At 65.4% G+C, this 20763-nt stretch carries 18 protein-coding genes; 4 read left to right on the top strand and 14 right to left on the bottom strand.

The annotated features are described in order from the left end of the window. The first annotated feature begins 185 nt into the window (after window positions 1-185). Together F3K02_RS02835 and F3K02_RS02840 are read left to right on the top strand one after the other, a co-directional pair. Window positions 186-1283, top strand: coding sequence for an enolase C-terminal domain-like protein (locus F3K02_RS02835; RefSeq protein ID WP_343066960.1), 1098 nt, complete (start codon window positions 186-188; stop codon window positions 1281-1283). 249 nt (window positions 1284-1532) lie between these two features. Then, entirely contained in the window at window positions 1533-4004 is a 2472-nt protein-coding gene (locus F3K02_RS02840) for an HAD family hydrolase (protein WP_177133090.1), read from the top strand. A 69-nt stretch (window positions 4005-4073) separates the two neighbouring features. On the opposite strand, the gene F3K02_RS02845 is transcribed toward F3K02_RS02840, so the two are convergent. The 14 genes from F3K02_RS02845 to flhD form a co-directional block, all read right to left on the bottom strand. Next, a complete protein-coding gene (locus tag F3K02_RS02845; protein ID WP_177133092.1) occupies window positions 4074-4577 on the bottom strand; it encodes a class I SAM-dependent methyltransferase in 504 nt (167 codons plus the stop codon). After that, entirely contained in the window at window positions 4574-5587 is a 1014-nt protein-coding gene (locus F3K02_RS02850; RefSeq protein WP_177133094.1) for a class I SAM-dependent methyltransferase, read from the bottom strand. The genes F3K02_RS02845 and F3K02_RS02850 overlap by 4 nt, the downstream gene beginning before the upstream one ends. Continuing rightward, window positions 5584-6717, bottom strand: coding sequence for a hypothetical protein (locus F3K02_RS02855; protein ID WP_177133096.1), 1134 nt, complete (start codon window positions 6715-6717; stop codon window positions 5584-5586). The genes F3K02_RS02850 and F3K02_RS02855 overlap by 4 nt, the downstream gene beginning before the upstream one ends. A gap of 84 nt (window positions 6718-6801) precedes the next feature. Further along, the gene (locus F3K02_RS02860; protein WP_177133097.1) at window positions 6802-7518 is read right to left on the bottom strand and encodes an RNA polymerase sigma factor FliA; all 717 of its coding nucleotides are present in this window, start codon (window positions 7516-7518) and stop codon (window positions 6802-6804) included. 5 nt (window positions 7519-7523) lie between these two features. Further along, entirely contained in the window at window positions 7524-8333 is an 810-nt protein-coding gene (locus F3K02_RS02865) for a hypothetical protein (protein ID WP_177133099.1), read from the bottom strand. Beyond that, on the bottom strand, window positions 8326-9858 hold the full coding sequence (gene flhF / locus F3K02_RS02870; RefSeq protein ID WP_177133101.1) for a flagellar biosynthesis GTPase FlhF: 1533 nt from the start codon (window positions 9856-9858) through the stop codon (window positions 8326-8328). The genes F3K02_RS02865 and flhF overlap by 8 nt, the downstream gene beginning before the upstream one ends. After that, a complete protein-coding gene (gene flhA, locus F3K02_RS02875) occupies window positions 9855-11936 on the bottom strand; it encodes a flagellar biosynthesis protein FlhA (protein ID WP_177133103.1) in 2082 nt (693 codons plus the stop codon). The genes flhF and flhA overlap by 4 nt, the downstream gene beginning before the upstream one ends. Further along, window positions 11933-13093 (bottom strand): EscU/YscU/HrcU family type III secretion system export apparatus switch protein, encoded by a 1161-nt coding sequence (locus F3K02_RS02880; protein ID WP_177133105.1) that lies wholly within the window; start codon window positions 13091-13093, stop codon window positions 11933-11935. The genes flhA and F3K02_RS02880 overlap by 4 nt, the downstream gene beginning before the upstream one ends. 280 nt (window positions 13094-13373) lie before the next feature. Further along, on the bottom strand, window positions 13374-13988 hold the full coding sequence (locus tag F3K02_RS02885; protein WP_177133107.1) for a protein phosphatase CheZ: 615 nt from the start codon (window positions 13986-13988) through the stop codon (window positions 13374-13376). Window positions 13989-14007: 19 nt separating this feature from the next. Next, window positions 14008-14394 carry a chemotaxis response regulator CheY gene (cheY, locus tag F3K02_RS02890; protein ID WP_177133110.1) on the bottom strand — a complete coding sequence of 129 codons (387 nt, stop codon included), beginning with the start codon at window positions 14392-14394 and terminating at the stop codon, window positions 14008-14010. 33 nt (window positions 14395-14427) lie between these two features. After that, complete coding sequence (gene motB, locus F3K02_RS02895) at window positions 14428-15516, bottom strand: flagellar motor protein MotB (protein ID WP_177133112.1); 1089 nt, start codon at window positions 15514-15516, stop codon at window positions 14428-14430. Window positions 15517-15525: 9 nt separating this feature from the next. Then, the gene (gene motA / locus F3K02_RS02900; RefSeq protein WP_177133114.1) at window positions 15526-16386 is read right to left on the bottom strand and encodes a flagellar motor stator protein MotA; all 861 of its coding nucleotides are present in this window, start codon (window positions 16384-16386) and stop codon (window positions 15526-15528) included. 350 nt (window positions 16387-16736) lie between these two features. Beyond that, the gene (flhC, locus tag F3K02_RS02905) at window positions 16737-17276 is read right to left on the bottom strand and encodes a flagellar transcriptional regulator FlhC (RefSeq protein WP_177133116.1); all 540 of its coding nucleotides are present in this window, start codon (window positions 17274-17276) and stop codon (window positions 16737-16739) included. A gap of 112 nt (window positions 17277-17388) precedes the next feature. Next, complete coding sequence (flhD, locus tag F3K02_RS02910) at window positions 17389-17727, bottom strand: flagellar transcriptional regulator FlhD (protein ID WP_177133118.1); 339 nt, start codon at window positions 17725-17727, stop codon at window positions 17389-17391. A 610-nt stretch (window positions 17728-18337) separates the two neighbouring features. Between flhD and F3K02_RS02915 the strand changes: the two genes are divergently transcribed. Further along, entirely contained in the window at window positions 18338-19162 is an 825-nt protein-coding gene (locus F3K02_RS02915; RefSeq protein ID WP_177133120.1) for a flagellin N-terminal helical domain-containing protein, read from the top strand. Between the two features lie 142 nt (window positions 19163-19304). Further along, window positions 19305-20720 (top strand): flagellar filament capping protein FliD, encoded by a 1416-nt coding sequence (fliD, locus tag F3K02_RS02920; RefSeq protein WP_177133122.1) that lies wholly within the window; start codon window positions 19305-19307, stop codon window positions 20718-20720. Window positions 20721-20763: the final 43 nt, after the last annotated feature.

Here is a 20763-nt window from a genome sequence, read left to right on the forward strand (position 1 = left end):
TTGCTTCATGCATGGCGGGTGGCGCTCCGGTGCCATGGACAACTGAAACGAACCGGCCCTGCCGGTTTTTTTGCGTCTGCGCTCCGAACCCCCGGCCGCCGCGGCACTTGACCCGCCGTTCGGCCGGATTTAACGTGCGACTCCGACGTCCGGCCATCGCGCCGCTCCCGCCACAGGAGGTGCCCGTGGAAACATCCGCCTTGCTGACCGTCCGTGAACTGCGCGTGCGCGCGGTTCATGTGCCCATGCCACTGCCGCTGCGCACCAGCAGCGGCACGATCCAGATCGCGCCGCTGGCCCTGATCGACCTGCTCACCGAGCAGGGCGTCACCGGGCACACCTACCTGTTCTGCTACACGCCGCTGGTGCTCAAGCCGGTGGTGCAGCTGCTGGAGAACCTGTCGCCGCTGATCCAGGGCGACCCGGTGGCCCCGCTGGCGCTGGAGCGCAAGCTGCAGGGGATGTTCCGGCTGCTGGGGCTCAAGGGGGTGACGGGCATGGCGCTGGCGGGCATCGACATGGCGGCCTGGGACGCACAGGCGCGGGCCCAGGGCCTGCCGCTGGCCCGGCTGCTCGGTGCCGACCGCGACCGGGTACCGGCCTACAACAGCTGCGGGCTGGGCATGATCGGCAGCCACGATGCGCCCGTCGAAGCCGAACACCTGCTGGTGCACGGCTTCGAGGCCATCAAGGTCCGGCTGGGCTATGTCGAGGCGCGGACCGACGTGGAGGTGGTCTGGGCGGTGCGGCGCGCCATCGGCGAGCGCGTGGCCCTGATGGCCGACTACAACCAGATCCTGTCGGTGGCCGAGGCGGTGCGCCGCACCGATGCGCTGCAGGACGAAGACCTGCACTGGGTGGAAGAGCCGACGCTGGCCGACGATTTCAGCGGCCACGCGCAGATCCGCAGCCACACCCGCATTCCGGTGCAGATGGGCGAGAACTGGTGGGGCACCCACGACATGGCCAAGTCGCTGGCGGCCGGCGCATCGGACCTGGGCATGCCCGACGCCATGAAGATCGGTGGTGTCTCGGGCTGGCTGCGCGCCGCGGCCCTGGCCGAGGCCGCCGGCATGCCGGTGTCGAGCCACCTGTTCCCCGAAGTCAGTGCCCACCTGCTGGCCGCCACGCCCACCGCCCACTGGCTGGAGTACGTGGACTGGGCCAACCCGGTGCTGCGGTCGCCGCTGCGCATCGAACTCGGCCAGGCCGTGGTGTCCGACCGGCCGGGCACGGGCATCGAATGGGACGAGGACGCCGTGGCGCAGTACCTGGTGAACTGAGAGGCTGAGAGTCTTTCGCTCACGCCCGAAAAACTCTCAGCCTCTGATTCCCGGCGGTGATCGTGCCGCCCAAGGCGGGCGCGCCGATCAGGGCCTGTTCACGGGGCAATCGTCCGAACAACCGTCTTCAGGGCAATGTGTTCAGGGCTTCAGCCCGAAAGCGCGCTGCTACATTGACTTTCACCCCGCAAGGCAGGACCACGGTCAGCCCTGCGCTCACGGCTCCACGCCCGGCAGGAAGTCTCCCCCATGAATCAAGAAATTGGCGCTCACGAACTGGACACATTGCTGGAGCAGCTGGCGCCCCAGACCAAGGTCCTTTCGCTCGATTGTTTTGACACCATCCTGTGGCGCAAGGTGGCCCGACCGACCGATGTGTTTTTCAGCCTGCAGTCGCTGGAGCCCTTCCGTTCGGCAGGCATCACCGCCGCCTTGCGGGCCAAAGCTGAATCGGAACTGCGCCGCCGCAAGCAGCTGCTCACCGGCAACAGCGAAGTCACCCTGGAAGACATCCACCGGGAACTGCTGCCGCACGCAGACCCGCAGGGCATTGCCCAGGCCGGCGAGGTCGAAATCGCCTGCGAGATCGCACACGCCTTCATCTTCGAGCCGATCGCGCGACTGATCCGGAGCGCGCGCGCCAAGGGGTTGCGCGTGATCGTGGTCAGCGACATCTACTTCACCGGCCAGCAGCTCGGCCACATGCTCGGCGCCCTGATGGGCGAGACCGCCGACGCCATTTCGCACATCTATTGCTCTTGCGATTTCGGTGCTTCCAAGACCTCTGGCATCTGGAAAGAGGTGCTGCGGCGTGAAAAAGTCCAGCCGCAACAGGTGTTTCATCTGGGGGACAACCGCCACGCCGACCTGCAAGGCCCGGCACGGCATGGCATCGCCTCGGCCTGGCTGCGACAACATCCGGCAGCCGTCACCAGCCAGCTGGAGCAGCGCGCCAGCGCCGCCGTTCAGCTCATGCCCGAGCTGCGCCACACGCACGCGATGCCCAGCTACTTTCACGGCCTGCTCGCCGCGACCGATACTGAAACGCTGAGCGCGGCGCAGCAGATCGGCTACCGCTCGCTGGGCCCCATTCTGTACAGCTTCGGCCGCTTCATCGAGCAGCAAATCCAGGCGCTCCAGGCGGCCGGCAAGCTGGTCAAGATCGCCTTTCTGCTGCGCGACGGCTACCTGCCCGCGAAGGTGTGCGAGGTCCTGATGGGCGCCGAGGGTTTGCATCAGATCAACGTCTCGCGATTCACCGCCATCGCGTCCTCGCTGCAGACCAAGGCCGACGTGGTCCAGCTGTTGACGAGCAGCCTGTCGGAGAGCTCCATGCCGGCCATGGCCAAACAACTGCTGCTTCCACCATCGAAGGCCCAGGCGCTGCTGGACCAGGCCACCCGATCGGACCAGCCGACCCAAACCTTCACCCGCCTGGTGCTGCGCGACGACACCTTGAAACTGGTGTTCCAGCAATCGGCCGCCTTTCGCGAGCGCATGTTCACCCATGTCAGGCAGCGCACCGGTCTGGCACCGGGAGAGACCCTGGTCCTGGTGGACCTCGGCTACAGCGGCACGGCACAGACCCGCCTGGCCACGGTGTTCAAGCAGGCCATGGATGTCGATCTCTTCGGCCTCTACCTGATCGCGAGCCGCGTCAAGGGCCAGCAGACCGACCGCAAGGGCCTGATCGATGCCAGTTGGGCCGACGAACGCCTGATCCTGGCCATGACGGCGTACATCGGCCTGTTCGAGATGATGTGCACCACGCCCGAGGCCAGCACGGTGGACTACACCGAACAGGGTGAACCCATCCGAAGCCAGTCCAATACCGCGCGTCCGCAGTCGGAGGTGGTGGCCGACATCCAGGCCGCCTGCCTGCGTTTCGTGGCCGACATGGCGCGCACACCCGAGCGCCACCAACCGCGCCAGACGCCACTGGAGCTGGCGCAGCAGGCGGCGGCCGACCTCGGCCGACTGCTCTACTTTCCCAGTGCGCCAGAGATCGCCTGCCTCTCCGCGTTCGAGTTCGACTTCAACCTGGGGACCGACCTGCTGCTGCCCACGGCCAACCTGCAAGCCGGTATCCACGAGTACCGCAAGGAGGGCTTCGCCCTCATGACCCAGGAGCTCAAGGCGATGCGCGTCAGCTACCCCATGGAGATGCGGCAGATGGACATCTCGCTGGCCACCACGCTGCTGTCGGCACAGCGGTTTGGCTACAGCCTCGCACCGTCCGAAGCCAGCTTCCGGACCACCAGCATTCCGACGCTGATCGCGAACCGCGACCAGCACGCCCTCGTCCAGACGCTGGCCACCGCCACCTTCGACGGCTACTACCGCCTGCACCTGCCCATGAGCGCCGCCTTCGACCAGAGCCTGCTGCTGGGGCAGACCCACGAGTGGCTGCAGCTTGACAGCATCCAGAAGGTGCCACTGGACGACAAGGAACCGGGCGAAGACCTGGCGCTGGGCGAGGCGGTGCTGCTCGACGGCCTGGAGCAGGTCGAAGGCACGCTGGTCAAGTTCAGCCCTGGCGGCATGATGTATTTCCCGGCCTGCGGCTCGAAGGAACACGGCAAATTCATGATCCGCGTGGTGTTCCGCCCGGTGCTGGCGCGAGCCGAATCAACCGATGTTGCTTCGCACAGCGCCCACGAAGCAGCGGCTCCCTATAGACCGACCATCACCGCATCCAGCCCCATCAAGGAGCCGGTATGAAGGGCTTCACATGGAAGGCCGGCGCGGTATGGACGGTCACTGCCCGGTCAAAGGCAATGGGTGACGCACCTACTTGAATGCCTCGACGTTGAGGTGCCAGGGCTCGCTGTCTTTGCCTTGCTGGAGTCGTCGGACACCCGTGAATCCGATCTCTTGCAGGTGTGCGGCCAGCGTCTCGAATGAGTATCCCCAGCGGTGGCTGTCATGGATGTCGCCACCACGGTCCGGATCACACCAGCCATAGAACCCGGCCATCGCATGTTCATATTGATCGGGAAAGGCGCTGGATTCCAGCCCCAGCAGTTGCCTGGCATGAAAAAGAATGTCCGGAACAATGATGTGCAAACGTCCCGCGGGTGCCAGCAGCTGAAACCATGAGCGCAGGGTCAGGATCGCCTGGTGTCGGGGCAGGTGCTCGAGCATGTGGCGGGAGTAGACCTCGGCTACCTGTCCTGGAGGCAGATCGATCGCCCATGCATCACAGACCAGGTCCGTGATCGGCGTTTCCCTGGCATCCACGTGCACGTATCCATCCAGGCGATGCACGTTGCCGCAGCCGACGTTGAGCTTCATCCGAGGGCTCCTGGCAGGGCAGGGTTCGCGGTCTGTCCGCCTGCTTGTCCGCCTTCACGCGAGAACATGAGCATGATGAATTGACTGTTGTCTGTCAGGGGTCGCAAGTGCATCTGGCTCTCGGGCAGCAGACCCGTCAATCGCTGGTGCTGCACCTGATACACCTGCTGTCCGGCCCTGGCCAGCACATATGGAAAGCCCAGACGGCTCATGAACTGGCAGATGTCTTCCGATGTGAAGTGACGACAGTGGAAGCCGAATTGGGCCGAGAAGTCGGCATGGGGAAGGGCTCGCTCATTCGGGACCGACAGGAACACAGGGCCCTTCGTGGAACGGCAGATCTGTGCCAGCAGCGCTTCGCTGTCGGGAACGTGTTCAACCGATTCGAAGGAGACCGCGTAGTCGAAAAGTCCGGGCGTCAGTTCGAAAGGAAATACGGCCTGCCCAAACGCCACCAGATGGTTGCCGTAGTGTCTTTCGGCCAGTTCCACGGCTTCGGTGGAGCCGTCAATCCCGATCACGCGCGATCCGGTCAGGTTGCTGATCATCCGGCTGCCGTACCCGTTGCCGCAAAAGGCATCCAGTCCTGTGAGGCGGGAGCTGTCCCGGAAGTGGCTGCGCAGCAGCCGGGCAGCCCACGCATACCTGGCACGGTGATCGGCGCGAATGTTGTGAATATGGGGGGCGGTCTGACGCTCGCCGCTTTCCAGGGAGAAGTCGTGTCCGTCGGTGGGCGCCAAACCCATCTGTTCGGACACACAGAACAGCAGTTCTTGCCGGACAATTTCATCTTTTGGGGAGAGCACCAGGGCCTTCCAGCTGGCGTCCAGGGCTGCCTCTGCTTGTCCACACGCGCGATGAAGAATCGCTTGCATCGTTCGCAGCCGGGCATCGTGGGGAAAGCCGTTGATCGCCGCTTGCGCGTCTGGCAGCAAGTCGACGGCCGGCACCTCTTGCGCGCACTGGAGCAAGTGGGCCAGCGCCTCGTCCGGAAATGAATATGTGTTCATGCCACCACCTTGCCAATCTGCCCATAGCCCCAGTCCGCGTTCATGGTTCTGCGCAGCCGATCAGGCATCCATTGCGCGACGGCCAGCGATGGCACCGCCTCCAGCGACAGGAGTTCCACCCAGAATGCGGCGTCCAGCCATGAAGGCGCCTGGGAAAGGAGCGCTCCCGGAAGACCATCGCGAGGGCCATGGTGGGCATCGAAGTCATAGAGACAGGGTTTGAAACGTACTGTCTCCTTGTCGAAATAGCGGGCTTCGAACAGGCAACTGGAGTTCAAGGCGGCGATGGTCCGAATGTTGTCCTGTGCCATCAGGTGGTACGCATTGGCGGATGTGAACGCCACAGAGCCGATGTGGCGAATGGCACGGACGGAGGGGCTTTCTTGAACGTCATAGGGGTGCGGCTTGAAGTACGCATGCGCATGCGAATAGCACAGCTCGACCAGTTCCTGCAGATGGCTTTCCAGGCTGCAGAATCCGCCACCCTCGGTTGCGACCAGCGACCGGTCGCCGTGGACCTGTCCGAAGATCACCAGGGAGCCTGGAGCAGCGTCGACCGGTGCAGGCATCCAGGCCGTCTTGGCCTTGATGTCGGCGGCCCGGCTCAGGATATCGGCTTCCTGAACGGTGTTGAACGATAGCGACCCGTGCAACTCCGGGTGGTTGGTTCGCATGGCAAAAATCAGGTCCGGCATGAACCGCACAGCATGCAAGACCACATCGATGTAGGGCACCCCCAGTTCCGTCAGGGCGTCCAACAACAGGTCGGGCATCTCGTAGCCGATGACCAGCGCATCTTTGACCGTCGGCGCGAGTTGATCGATCAGGGCCTCTGGTGCTGACTTCAGGGATGCCAGGGTCGTCCAGCTGGCCATGCCCAGTTCAAGCCCCAGCCGGTCGTACAGCGCGGGCGTATCAAAGTAGGTGCTCCTTTTGGGATTGAGTTGCGGATCCCATGTCAGGGATCTGTGATCGACGCCCAACCGCTCGAGATGTGGCGCGACGTGGGCCTGCAGCCATCGGATGTTTTTCCATGTGGCGCTTTCCCATTCGCTGCCATGGGCAAAGGGCCGAAGCAGATCGCCGGTGAAAACGACCCGCGTGAACTTGAGTTTTCTGGCTGTGTGCATGTCGGTTGCTCGCGCGTTGGATGCAAAAATCGGGCGCATTCGTCAAAGCAGCGGCAAGACGCGCGTCGACGCCCGAGCCAGACCTCAATGCTCCCGCAGCTTGGCGCGCAGGCGGGCGATGGACTGGCTGTGCAGCTGGCAGATGCGCGATTCGGTCACGCCGAGCACGGCCGCGATTTCCTTCAGGTTCATGTCGTGCTCGTAGTACATGCTCATGATCTGCTGTTCGCGGTCGGGCAGGACCTTGATCGCGGCCACCAGGGCGGTGCGCATGCGCTGGTCCTGCAGCACGGCCGAGGGCTCGGCATCGGTCTCGCCCATGTGGCGGTCGAGGAAGCTGTCTTCGTCATCACCGTGGCCGCTGATGTCTTCCAGGTACACCAGCTGCGTGCCGCGCACCTTGGCCAGCAGCGACTGGTAATCCACCAGGGTCATGCCCAGCTCTTTGGCGATCTCGGATTCCAGCGGTGCGCGGTGCAGCTTCTGCTGCAGGCGGTGCACCGCGCCTTCGATGTCTTTCTGGCTCTTGCGCGAGCCGCGCGACATCCAGTCGCCCTCGCGCAGTTCGTCGATCATGGCGCCGCGGATGCGCTGGCTGGCAAAGGTCTCGAACTGCACGCCCTGCGCGGGCTCGAAGCGGGCGATGGCTTCGGTCAGGCCGATCATGCCGACCTGGATCAGGTCGTCGATCTCCACGCTGGGCGGCAGCTTGGCGATCATGTGGTGCGCCAGCCGGCGCACCAGCGGGCTGTATTTGCGCAACTGGTCGTCCCGGTTGAGGGTGCCTTTGGCGGTGTACATCGTCGTCAACTCCAGGGTGTGTGGGCGGCCAGCTGGCGGGCGCCCGGGGCAGTGTGGCGCTGACCGCGCTGCCCTTCGTGGGTGTGCAAGTGTTCGGTGACGGGCATGACCTGCGCGCTCGCTTGCACGCGCGTGGCCCAGTTCTCCAGCGGCCAGGTGTCGACCGCGTAGCCGAGGTGGCGCCGGGCGCAATCGGTCACCGCCTGCACCACCTGCTGCAGCGGGGCCTGCGCGGGCTCCAGATCGTGGTCCAGCGGCGCGAGCACGGGCGACAGCCCGGCACCGTGCAGCAGCTTGAGTGAGCCGTAGGCGTCGATGCTGGCCTGGGCCTGGGGCAGCACGGGCACCAGCGCGCGCGCCTGCGACCCTTTGAGCAGCGAAGCCAGCTGCATGGCGGGTGCGTACAGCAGCACCAGGGTACCCGGGGAAAAAGGCACCAGCAGGCGCGCAAGCGCCACCGAGGCTCCCGCCGCGCGGGCGGTCAGCTGCAGGGTCTGCAGGCCATGTGCACCGGGCATGACCAGCCATTCCGCCCCTTCGGGTGCGCGGCCCAGACCAGCGATGGAAGGGTCCTGCAGCACGTGCTGCAAGCCGAGGTGGCCGCCATCGTTGCCGCGGCGCGGTGTCGATTCGCTGGCCGTGCCATCGATGATGACGGCCTGGTGTCCGAGGGCACCGAGGTGGGTGGCGAGCGTGCAGAGCAGCTCGTAGGCCCGCGCCGGCTGCGCCGTGCTGGCGACCGGCATCATGGCCGGGCCGTTGGGGGGTGTTTCGGAGCGCAGGCCGGCGGCCTGGTCCCAGCCAAATTCAAACATGGGACGCTCCCAGGTCGAGGCCGCGGGACGAGGCCTGCGAGTAATAGAAACCCATGTCGGTGGAGACCGGGTCGTAGGCGGACTTGCCTTCGGTGCCCATGGACATGCGCACCATCGACGCGGCGTCGGGGTTCTGCCAGTCCTCGGGCACGCGCTGGCCGTTGGCCACACCGCGCAGGACCACCTGGTGGCGGATCAGGGCATCGATGGCCGGGCCGAGCTTGACGGCTTCGTCCACCTTGGAGAGCACCACGCCGTGCAGCGTGCTGGACTTGAAGGCGGTGAGCACGTCGTCGAGCGTGTCGCCGTGCGAGCCGGCGTTGAGCACCAGGGTCTTCTTGACCTTGGGCACGTCGAGCACGTCGAGCATGTCCTGGATGCGCTGGTCGCGCTGGCCCAGGCCCGCGGTGTCGATGATCACCATGCGCTTGTTGGCCAGCAGGTTGAGCAGGTCCATCAGCGCCGCGCGGTCGTGTGCCAGGTGGGCCACGACACCGAGCATGCGGCCGTAGGCGCGCAGCTGTTCGTAGCCCGAGACGCGGTAGGTGTCGAGCGTGATCATGCCCACGCTGCCGGCGCCGTATTGTTTGACGCACTGGGCGGCGAGCTTGGCGGCGGTGGTGGTCTTGCCGACACCGGTGGCACCGATCAGGGAGACCACGCCACCTTCGTCGCACAGGCCGGCGCCAGGGGCGGCGGTCTTCAGGTTGCGGCTGAGCACGTCCATCAGCCAACGCATGGCTTCGGGCGCGGCGCTGTCGGCGGGCACCCGTTCGAGCACGGCGCGCGACATGGCGGGTGAATAGCCGGCGCGGATGAGCTTGAGCATCAGCTGCGACTGGATCGGATTCTGCTTGGACGAACCGAGCCAGGCCAGGGTGTTGAAGCGCTCTTCGATCATGTCCTTGAGCGCCGAGAGTTCCACCGCCACGCTCGGGCCGCTGTGTTCCGCCTGGCGCTGCGGCGACAGCGAGTCTTCCCAGCTGGGCTGGACCACCGCGCGGGTGCGGATGGGCGGTGGCGAGGCATCGGCGCGGGACTTGGCCACGGCGTTTTCGTTGAAACGCTGCACCGGCACCTGGATCTGTGAGGCCGCGCGCGGTTCGGCGGCCAAGCGCCGCGGCTCGGGAGCCACGGCGGTCTGGGGGGCTTGCGGCGCCACCGGCTCGCCCGAGAGGGCGGCGCGGCGTTTGCGCAGCATGCGCTCGCGAACGTATTCCTGGAACGACAGCGTGCTCATGGACAGCGCTTCGGTGTCCTCTTCCACCGAGTCGGAACCCGGTGGCAGGGGCTGCGCCGAGCGGCCGGCCGAAGGCCGGGTCACGATGGGCGGCAGGCGCTCGCCACGGTCAGCCTGCGGGGCTTGAGGGGCCATCGGGGCCAGGCTCTCTTCGGCCGCGGCCATGACCTCGAAACCGTCCCCGGTGGAACGCGACGAGAGGATCACGGCGCTGTCGCCGAAGGCGTTGCGCGCCTTGGCCATGGCTTCGCGCGAGGTCGGTGCGGTGAATCGCTGGATGTTCATGCTGCAAGCTCCCCAAGAATCGGGCCGATACGGATGAGGTGGGTTTCAGGAATCTCGCTGTGGGCGAGCACCTGGAGGCGGGGCGCCGCGCGCCGCAGGAGGCGCGCCATGGCGTTGCGGATCGCGTCGGGCACCAGCAGGCAGGCGGGCACGCCCTTTTCTTCCTGCTTGTTGGCGATGTCGGTGGCGGACTTGCTGAGCATCTCGGCCACGCCGGGGTCCAGCGCGCCACCGGCGGCACCGGAAAGGGCCTGCATCAGCAAACGCTCCAGACCGGGTTCGATGGCGATCACTTCGAGTTCTTTCACCGGGCCGTAGATCTGCTGCACGATGGCCGGGGCCAGCGCCATGCGCACACGGCGGGCCAGCTCGACCGGGTCGGTGGTGACGGTGGCGTGTTCGGCGATGGCTTCGATGATGGTGCGGATGTCGCGCACGTGCACCGACTCTTCCAGCAGCAGCTGCAGCACTTTCTGGAAGGTGGCGATGGAGATCATCTTGGGAACGACTTCTTCGATCAGTTTCGGGGCCAGGCGGGTCACGTGTTCGACCAGGTCCTGGGTCTCCGTCCGGCTGAGCAATCTCGCGGCCTGGACTTGCATCAAGTGTGAAAGATGCGTGGCCAGCACGGTCTCGGAATCAACCACGGTAAAACCCGCCATTTGCGCGTTCTCACGTTGTTTGTCTTCGATCCAGTGCGCCGGCAGGCCGAAGGCGGGATCGGTGGTCGGGGTGCCGATGAGCGGGGTGCCGATGCCGCCCGGATCGATGGCCAGGAACATGCCGGGGAACACCTCGCCCTCGCCCACCACCACGCCGCGCAGCGTGATGCGGTAGGCGCTGGGACGAAGTTCCAGGTTGTCGCGCACGTGCACGGCCGGCGGCAGGAAGCCCACTTCCTGGGCGAATTTCTTGCGCACGCCCTTGATGCGCGTGAGCAGGTCGCCCTGGCGGGTCTTGTCGACCATGGCGATCAGTCGGTAGCCCAGCTCCAGGCCCAGCAGGTCGACCGGCTGCAGGTCGTCCCAGGTGGCTTCGCCGTCGTTGGCGGCGGGGGCCTCGTCCGCCACCGGTGCGGGCATGCTTTCTTCCTTGAAACGCCACCAGGCGATGCCGCCGAAGATGAGCGCGAAGCTCAGGAACACCGCGTGCGGCATGCCGGGCACGATGCCGAGCATGAACAGCACGGCGGCGGTGATGCCCACGACTTTGCTGGAAAGGAACATCTGGCCGACGATCTGGCCGCCCAGGTCGGCGTCCTTGCCCACGCGCGAAACCACCATGGCCGCGGCGACCGAGATCAGCAGCGAGGGAATCTGCGCCACCAGCGCGTCACCGACGGCCAGCAGGATGTAGCTGTCAGCGGCTTCACCGGCGCCCAGGCCGTGTTGCACCATGCCGATGATCAGGCCGCCGATGATGTTGATGAACAGGATGATGATGCCGGCGATGGCGTCGCCGCGCACGAACTTGGAAGCACCGTCCATGGAGCCGAAAAACTCGGCCTCTTCGCCCACTTCGAGGCGACGGCGCTTGGCTTCCTTCTCGTCGATCAGGCCCGCGCCCAGGTCGGCGTCGATCGCCATCTGCTTGCCGGGCATGGCGTCCAGGGTGAAGCGCGCCGACACCTCGGCGATGCGCTCCGAGCCCTTGGTGATCACCACGAAGTTGATCACCACCAGGATCGCGAAGACGATGAAGCCGACGGCGAAATTGCCGCCGATCAGGAAGTGGCCAAAGGCCTCGATCACGGCACCGGCCGCACCCGGGCCGGTGTGACCTTCGAGCAGCACGACGCGGGTGGACGCCACGTTGAGCGACAGGCGCAGCAGCGTGGTGAGCAGCAGCACCGTGGGGAAGACCGAGAAGTCGAGCGGTCGGCGCATGTAGGCCGAGACCATCATCACCACCAGCGCGAGCGCGATGTTGAGCGTGAAGAAGGTGTCGAGCAGCCAGGGCGGCAGCGGCAGCACCATCATCGACAGCACGGTGATCACCAGCATGGGCGCGGCCAGGCCGTTGAGCCAGGCCGCATGACGGGCGGACCACTGCTGCAGGAACTTCAGTTGGGCGTTCATTCAGCAACCTCCGGGGCAGGCTTCTTCTTGAAGTGGGGATCGAGCTCGGGCGGCACCTGTGGCGTGGGCATGTCGCCGGGCATGGCACCGCGGCCGGCCATGGCGGCCTTGAGCTGGTACACGTAGGCCAGCACCTGCGCCACCGCGGTGTACAGGGCCGAGGGAATCTCGTCGTCGATCTCGGCGTGGGCGTACAGCGCGCGCGCCAGCATGGGCGCCTGCAGCACCGGGATCTTGTGCGCCTTGGCCACATCGCGGATCTTCAGCGCCAGCAGGTCGGCGCCCTTGGCGATGACGCGCGGCGCGCTCATGGAGGCGTCGTCGTACCGGATGGCGACGGCGTAGTGGGTCGGGTTCATGACCACCAGGTCGGCCCGGGGCACCGCACCGATGCTGTTGCGCTGGGCCATCTCGCGCTGGCGCTGCCGACGCTTGCCCTTCATGTGCGGATCGCCTTCGCTCTCCTTGTGCTCGCGCTTGACCTCTTCGAGCGACATGCGCAGGCGGTGACCGTGCAGGAATTTCTGGAGCGGCACGTCCACCAGGGCCACCGCGGTGACCACCAGCAGCAGAAAGCCCACGCCCGCGCTCATCCAGGCGCCGAGCTGACCGAGCGCGCCTTCCAGCGGACGCAGCAGCAGGGTGCCAAAGGCCTGCACATGCGATGAAATGAACTGCCAGGCGACCACGCCCAGCACGGCCGTGATGGCGGTGAGCTTGACCGTCTCGACCAGCTGCTGGCGCGAGAACATGCGTCCAAACCCCGCCAGCGGGCTGAGGCGGCTCAGGTCGGGTGTCATGGGCTTGGTGCTCAGCGCCCAGCTGCCCGAAGCGAACGCCACGCCGATGGCCAGCGCGACCATCAGCAGGCCCATCGGCAGGTAGAGCATGAGCCCCTGGCCAAAGACCCCCGTCAGCCGCTCGACCACCATCTGCGGCTGCTGCAGCGCCTGGTGGTCAAAGTGCAGTTGTTGCTGCAGGTTGGTCCGCAACTGTTCAAAGCCCATGGGCAGCAGCACCATCAGCAACACCGCGCCGCCACCGAGCACCGACAGGTTGGACAGGTCCTTGGAACGCGCCACCTGGCCATCGTCGCGGGCCTTCTTCAGGCGCTGCGCGGTGGCGGGTAGGTTCTTGTCCTGACTGGAAGAGTCCATGGTGCTGACACATCGGGTTGATGGGTCAGATTGTGGAAGTCAGGGGGAAAAACTAAAGGGCGATAAAGCCCCCTTGGGCCCCGCTTTTCCGGGAGCGGCAGCCAGAAAACAGCGGCCCCAAAAGCCCTCAAATGAGCAGGCACCTCACCGGAGCAAAATGCCCAAGCCCAGAACACGGCGGAACCGGCTTCGCCGGGCCGCTCGTGTTGCCCCTTGAGGAGCGGAGCTGGCTACACGGAGTGAGCCAGCGATGGGGGTGGGCCCATCCTCAGAGTTTGGGCTAAAAGCCCAAACTCGCCAACAGGTCGTCCACCTGCGCCTGGTCGCTCACCACATCGGTCCGACCCTCGGGGGCGACCACCGGGCCGTCGAGCTCCAGCACCTTGTCCTGACCCGGCACACCACACGGCGCGGATTGCAGCAACAGCGCCAGCAACTGCTCCTCGATGGTGGACGCGAGCTGGACCACACGGGCGATCACCTGGCCGGTGAGGTCGTGAAAGTCCTGCGCCATCATGATTTCGGTCAGCCGGGCGTCGGACTTTTCGCTGTTCTGCACCACCTCGTTGGACCACTTGAGCAACTCGGGCATGGCCGTGGAAAGCCCCGGCACGGTGCTGATCGAGTCCACCAGCTGGCGACCCCGGCGCGTGATCTGGGCCTGCTCGGCCTTGGCACCCTCCACGTGGTTGAGCACCTTGTCGGCGGCCTCGCCGGTGAGGCGGGCGATGTAGGACAGGCGGCTCTGCGCATCGGGCAGCTGGTCGACCGTGCCCTTGAGCTTGTCGGTGTAGCCGAGCTCTTTGAGCGCGTCGTGCAGCTGGCGCGTGATGCTGCCGAGCTGCTGGAACATTTCGGGGCTGCCTTGGCTGTCTTGAACGTTGTCGCTGCTCATGCTGAACTCCCTGACAGGCTCAAAGGCCCAGTTTCTTGAAGATGTTGGCGAGCTTTTCTTCCAGCGTGGCCTTGGTGAAGGGCTTCACGATGTAGCCGGCCGCCCCGCCCTGGGCCGCCATCACGATGTCTTCCTTGCGCGCCTCGGCCGTCACCATCAGCACCGGCAGGTGCTTGAGGGCTTCGTCCTTCTTGATCTCGGTCAGCAACTGGAACCCGTTCATGTTGGGCATGTTGATGTCGCTGACGACAAAGTTGAACGTGCCGTTGCGCAGCTTGGCGAGGGCAATGACGCCGTCTTCCGCTTCGTCGGCATCGGCATGGCCGATTTCCTTGAGCAGGTTGCGCACGATGCGGCGCATGGTGGAGAAGTCGTCAACGATCAGGAATTTCATGGGGCTGGACATGGTGGGCCTCCGGAGGCGGGAACTTGAGGAAGGTCAACGGGGTTTCGGGACACCAAACTCTTCCCGAGGTTTCGGCACTTCGGCCAGTTTCTGTAGATCGGGAAGACCAAAAGGTCGCGGCGACGCGGTGGCCACCGGGGGCGCTGCGGCCGGCGCGGGTGCTTCGGTGGTGTCGCCCGGCGACGCCACCGCCGGGGGTGCGGAGCCGGGTTCCAGCGGCAGGGCAGCACCTTCACCGGGTGCCTCGGGGGCGTCACCCGAAGGCATCATGCGTTGCTCCGCTTCGCGGGTCATCACCAGGATGCTGATGCGGCGGTTCATGGCGGCAACCGGTTGCGCGGGATCGAGCAGGCGGCTCGACGCCAGGCCTTCCACCCGGGCCAGCTTGCTGTCGGGCAGGCCACCCAGAACCAGCTCGCGGCGCGATGCATTGGCCCGGTCGCTGGAAAGCTCCCAGTTGCTGTAGCCGCGGTCACCACTGCCGTAGGGCGTGGCATCGGTGTGGCCGGCCAGCGCGATGCGGTTGTCCACATCCACCAGCGTGGCGCCGATGGCGCGCAGGATGTCGCGCATATAGGGTTTGACGAGTGCGCTGCCCACGTCGAACATGGGGCGGTTCTGGTCGTCCACGATCTGGATCTGCAGGCCGTCGCCCGTGCGTTCGAGCTTGATCTGCGAACCGAAGTCCTGCAAGGCGGCGTTGTTGGCCACCATGTCCTTGATCTTCTCGTGCAGCGCGTCGATGCGTTGTGCGTCCTTGCGCGCCAGTTCGGCGCGCGCCATCTGCGCACCGATGAGTTTGGCCGCCCGTTCGGCGTCGCCGCCGTCCACCTGACCCGCCGACTTGGCCAGGTCACGACCCCCACCGGGCAGGATGCTGTCACTGTTGCCGGTGCCGTCGCCGCCCATGAGCGAGACCTTGACCGGTGCGGCGAAGTAGCTGGCGATGCCCTCGAGGTCGCCTTTGGAGGTCGAGCCCAGCAGCCACATGAGCAGGAAGAACGCCATCATGGCCGTCACAAAGTCGGCGTAGGCGATCTTCCACGCGCCCCCGTGCGCGACATGCCCGCCCTTCTTGATGCGCTTGACGATGATCGGTTGAAGCTTCTTGCCGTCAGCCATGGTGCGTCCTCACTTTTTGCCTTTCACGTGCCCTTCGAGCTCCGCGAAGTTGGGGCGCACGTCGGAGAACAGCACCTTGCGGCCGAACTCGATCGCCGTGCTGGGCGCATAGCCCTGCATGCTGGCCAGCAGGGTGGTCTTGATGCACAGGAATTCCTTGCCGCTCTCTTCCATCTTCTGCTCCATGAGGCCGCCCATGGGCTCGACCACGCCATAGGCCAGCAAGATGCCGAGGAAGGTGCCCACCAGGGCCGAGCCGATCATGCCGCCCAGCACCGCGGGCGGCTGGCCCACCGAGCCCATGGTGTTCACCACACCGAGCACGGCGGCAATGATCCCGAAGGCCGGCAGGCCGCCGGCCAGGCGCGCGATGGCGGCCACCGGTGCATGCGCCTCCTGGTGGTGGGTCTCGATCTCGGCGTCCATCAGCGACTCGATCTCGTGCGCGTTGAGGTTGCCCGAGACCATCATGCGCAGGTAGTCGGTGATGAACTCGACCACGTGGTGGTCGCTGCCCACGGTGGGGTATTTCTTGAACACGGGCGACTGGTCGGGGTTCTCGACATCCTGCTCGATCGCCATCAGGCCTTCCTTGCGGGCCTTTTGCAGGATGTCGTATTGCAGCGCCAGCAGCTCCAGGTAGCGCGACTTGGTGTACTTGCTGCCCTTGAAACAAGCGCCCAGGCCCTTTGCCGAAGCCTTCACGACCTTCATCTGGTTGTTCATGAAGAAGGCCCCCATGGCCGCACCCAGGATGGTGATCAGCTCGAAAGGCAACGCGGTGAGGATCACGCCGATGTTGCCCCCGTGCACGATGTACACCCCGAAGATGCAGGCCATCGAGACGAGAAAACCAATGATGACAAACATGTTCCAGACCTTTGAAAGGATCACCCCTGCGCCGCCTGCGGCGCCACCCCCTCAAGGGAGGCGCCCGCAGCGGCCCGGCAAAGCCGGTTCCAAGCAGGCCGGGCTCGCAGCGCCACCGCGATCGGCACACACCAGGGAATTCCAGCAACTGAGATTTCTATCGGTCAACTTTAGGGCCGAGTGAAGGAGGCCATGAACGCGAAAAGGACCCACTGAGGGGTCCTTTTCAAAGCTTGACAACCGGAGCGAAGTGTCTGTATCCAGGATGCGGTGGAACCGGCTTCGCCGGGCCACTCGCATCGCCCCCTTGAGGGGGTGACGCGCCCTTGGGCGCGGCGCGGGGGTGAGCCTCAATGCAAACGGAGACCTCCGTTTGCCACACCCTTGCCCGCACGCGCCGGCGGCTTGCACAGGCCGCAGACAAAGTTGCGGGCGTTCTCGTACGGCTCGGTGACGAAGTGGCCACCGCAGCAGGAGCACTTGGTCAGCGTGAGCATGCCGTTGTCGACGAACTTCACCAGGCGCCAGGCGCGGGTGATGGACAACAGGGGTTCGATGGCGCTGGCCGTCATCTGTTCGCTGTACAGGCGGAAGGCCTTGATCACGGTGTCGATCTCTTCGAGTTCGCTGGTCTTGGACAGGTACTCGTGGATGTTCAGGAACAGCGACGAATGCACATTCGGCTGCCAGGTCAGGAACCAGTCGGTCGAAAAGGGCAACTGGCCTTTCGAAGGCGACTTGCCCGCCACTTCCTTGTACAGGCGCAGCAGGCGCTCATACGACAGGCTGGTTTCGTATTCCAGCACCTGCAGGCGCGCACCCAGCTGGATCAGGGCCACAGCGCGCTCGATGTCGCGGGACTCGTTCAAGATGCTTTTGGGCGTGGCCATGATGGGAACTCCAGATACGGGACGATTGAAATGCCAGGGCGCCGAGGAACCGGCTTCGCCGGGCCGCCAGCGCCGCCCCCTGGGGGGTGACGCCGCAGGCGGCGCAGGGGGGTCAATGTGCAGCGGTCATCGACTCGGCAAACCGGCCAGCCATCAGGATGGACGCGTGCAGCTGGGTCGTGGTGGTGTTGTCGACCTTCTTCACGTTGTGGTTCGTCAAGAGGTTCCACACCAGGTCGTCGTCCACCCGGAAGCGGCACAGCAGCATGTTGCTCGAAGCGATCTTCAGGAGCTGGGCGGTGGAGAGCATGCCCAGCAGGTCAGCAGCTTCTTCCGTGATGCCCAGGCGGTAAAGCGCTTCGGCGCGGTCCTTGCGGATCAGGTTCTGCGCCAGCATCAGGTAGGTCAGGTTGGCTTCGCGGATTTCGGCCAAGAGTTGTTCGCTGTCCATGAAATTCTCCTTGAGTCCCGGGTCGGCTTGGTGAGCGACTTGCTTACATCTGCTTTCCCGATGTATGTAATTGTGTCGACCGTAAAAATTTCTTGAATCGGCGAATGGCTGTTTGGGCTGTCAGGCACCGCCCTGTGCCGTGTCAGGTTTTTTCCTACATCGTTGGTACACACGGCGGGATGGGCGGCGGGCACGGGTGGCGGGGCTGACCGAGGCGGGCCGGGGCGTCGCGGTGGTTTTGCGCCCCACCATCCAGCGACCATCAAGACATGGCACGGCGTGCCGATGCCACACCAACAGTACCCCGGCGCCAGGCCCTGCGCACACCGCGCAGCGGCGGTAACGCGAGAAATGGCACACGCATCCCGCGCTTATCCAGAGAAATCTTTGTATCAGGACGCTAAAGAATAGGCCCGGACCACCGAAATTGAACTCAACGAACTTCTAAAAAGGTTCGTCGTCCGGCAAGCAGAAGCGGCGAGACGGTCGGAGGCCCAGGGCCCAGCCGGCTTGGCGCTACGGAAGCTCCGGTCATGGCGGCCAGCCAGATGGCTGTCGTTGGGACTGGCAGAGATGCCGGACTACTTTGTCAAATTTTTAGGAGTTAAACATGAGCTCGATCAACACCAACGTGATGTCCCTGAATGCCCAGCGCAACCTGAATGCGTCTTCGGGAGCCCTCGCCACTTCCATGCAGCGCCTGTCTTCGGGTCTGCGTGTCAACAGCGCCAAAGACGACGCCGCCGGCCTCGCCATTGCAGAGCGCATGAACGCCCAGGTCAAGGGCATGAACGTCGCCATCCGCAACGCCAACGACGGCATCTCCATGGCGCAGACCGCTGAAGGCGCGCTGGGCAAGGTGGGTGATTCGCTGCAGCGCATGCGTGAACTGGCCGTGCAGTCGGCCAACGCCTCGAACTCTGCGTCGGACCGCACCAACCTCAACGCCGAATACCAGCAGCTCAACGACGAAGTCACCCGCGTGCTCACCGGCACAAAGTTCAACGGCGTGGATCTGTTGAACACGGCCGCCAGCCTCACCTTCCAGGTGGGTGCGAACAACGTGACCACCGATCAGATCGACGTGTCCACCACCGTGTTGACCACGGGCACGGGTGTGGCCGCCGTGACGACCGGTGACATCACCTCCGACACCAACGCCCTGGCCGCCATGGACGACCTCGACGATGCCATCGACGAGATCACCACCGCCCGTGCCACCTTCGGTGCCGTGCAGAACCGCTTCGACGCCGTGATCTCCAACCTTCAGGTCGCATCCGAGAACCAGGCTGCTTCGCGCGGCCGCATCATGGACGCCGACTTCGCCACGGAAACCTCCAACCTGTCGCGCGGCCAGATCCTGCAACAGGCCGGCACCGCCATGGTGGCCCAGGCGAACCAGCTGCCCCAGGGCGTGCTGTCCCTGCTGCGCTGATCGGCACCGAACGCTGCGCACCACCCGCGGGTGATGCGAGCCAGCGGCGGCGGCAGCCCACTGCCCCGCCGCGCTCCCATTCGTGGGATGCACAGACCGCATGCCTTCGCGTGCGGTGCGTCCATCCTGAGGAAGGCACAACATGGCCACCATCTCTTCGCCCGGCATCGGCAGCGGGCTCGACGTGCAAAGCATCGTCTCGCAACTGGTGGCGCTGGAAAAGGCACCGCTCAAGCAGTTGCAGACCCAGGCCACCTCGTTCCAGACCAAGCTCTCCACCTACGGCACCATCAAGTCGCAGTTTTCGGCCTTGGGGGACGCAGCCGCCAAGCTCGCGTCACCCAGTGGCTGGAGCGCGGTCACCGCCACCTCGTCGAACAGCGCGGCCATCGGCGTGACCGTCGCCGCCGGCGCGCCCGCCACCTCGCTCACCATGGCCGTGCAGCAACTGGCCAAGGCGCAGTCCACCGCATCCACCGCTGTGGCCACGGGCAGTGGCGTCGGCTCGGGCAGCATGACGATCGAGCTCGGCGCCTGGAGCGGCAGCAGCTTCACCGCTGGCAGTGGCACACCGGTCTCCGTGACGATCAACCCCGGCGAAGACACGCTCGCCGAGATCGCAGCCAAGATCAACGACGCCGACGCGGGCGTGAGCGCCACCGTGCTCAAGGACGCCTCGGGTGAACGCCTGCTGGTGCGCTCGAAAGAGACCGGCCAGGAAAACGGGTTTCGCATCACGGTGGACGACGACGACAGCAACGACACCGACGCCAGTGGCCTGTCGCGCCTGGCCTTCAGCGTGGGCAATACCAATGGTATGTCCCTGTCGCAGAGCGGGCAGAACGCCCTGGCCACCGTCAACGGCGTGTCCGTCTCCTCGGCCAGCAACCGGCTCGCAGACACCCTGCCCGGCATGACCATCCAGCTCAGCCAGGTCACCACCGCGCCGGTGGAGATCGACGTCAGCGCCGACACCGAAGCGGTGCGCGCCAACGTGCAGGCCTTCGTCGACGCCTACAACACGCTCAACAGCACGCTGTCCAATGCGACACGCTACGACGCTGGCACCAAGAAGGCGGGCGCACTGCAAGGCGACTCCACCGCCACCGGGCTGCAAAACGCCCTGCGCGGCATGATGCGCTCGGTCACCAGTGGCACGCCCTACACGCGCCTGGCCGACGTCGGCATCGAGCTGAAAACGGGTGGCGCCCTGGCCCTCGACGCCGGGAAGTTCGACGCCTCGCTGTCCAACCTCGAAGGCCTCAAAAACCTGTTCACGGTCGACACCGGCAGTGCCACAACGGAAGGTTTCGGTCGCAAGATCAAGACCTTCGCCGAGGGCCTGATCGACGCCGATGGCCTGGTCAGCACCAAGGCCAGCGCGCTGCAGAAATCGATCGATCGGAATGGCCTGGAGCAGGAGCGCGTCAACGACCGGGCTGCCCGCGCTGAAACCCGCTACCTGGCGCAATACAACGCCATGGACGCGGCCGTGGCCAAGCTCAGCGGCCTCAACGCCTTCGTCAGCCAGCAGATCACGCTGTGGAACAAGGGCTAGACCAACGCCCGGGCATGGCCGTTTGACCGGCCGAACAGGCCAT

Source organism: Hydrogenophaga aromaticivorans (genome assembly GCF_013387465.1).
Lineage (GTDB): Bacteria > Pseudomonadota > Gammaproteobacteria > Burkholderiales > Burkholderiaceae_C > Hydrogenophaga > Hydrogenophaga aromaticivorans.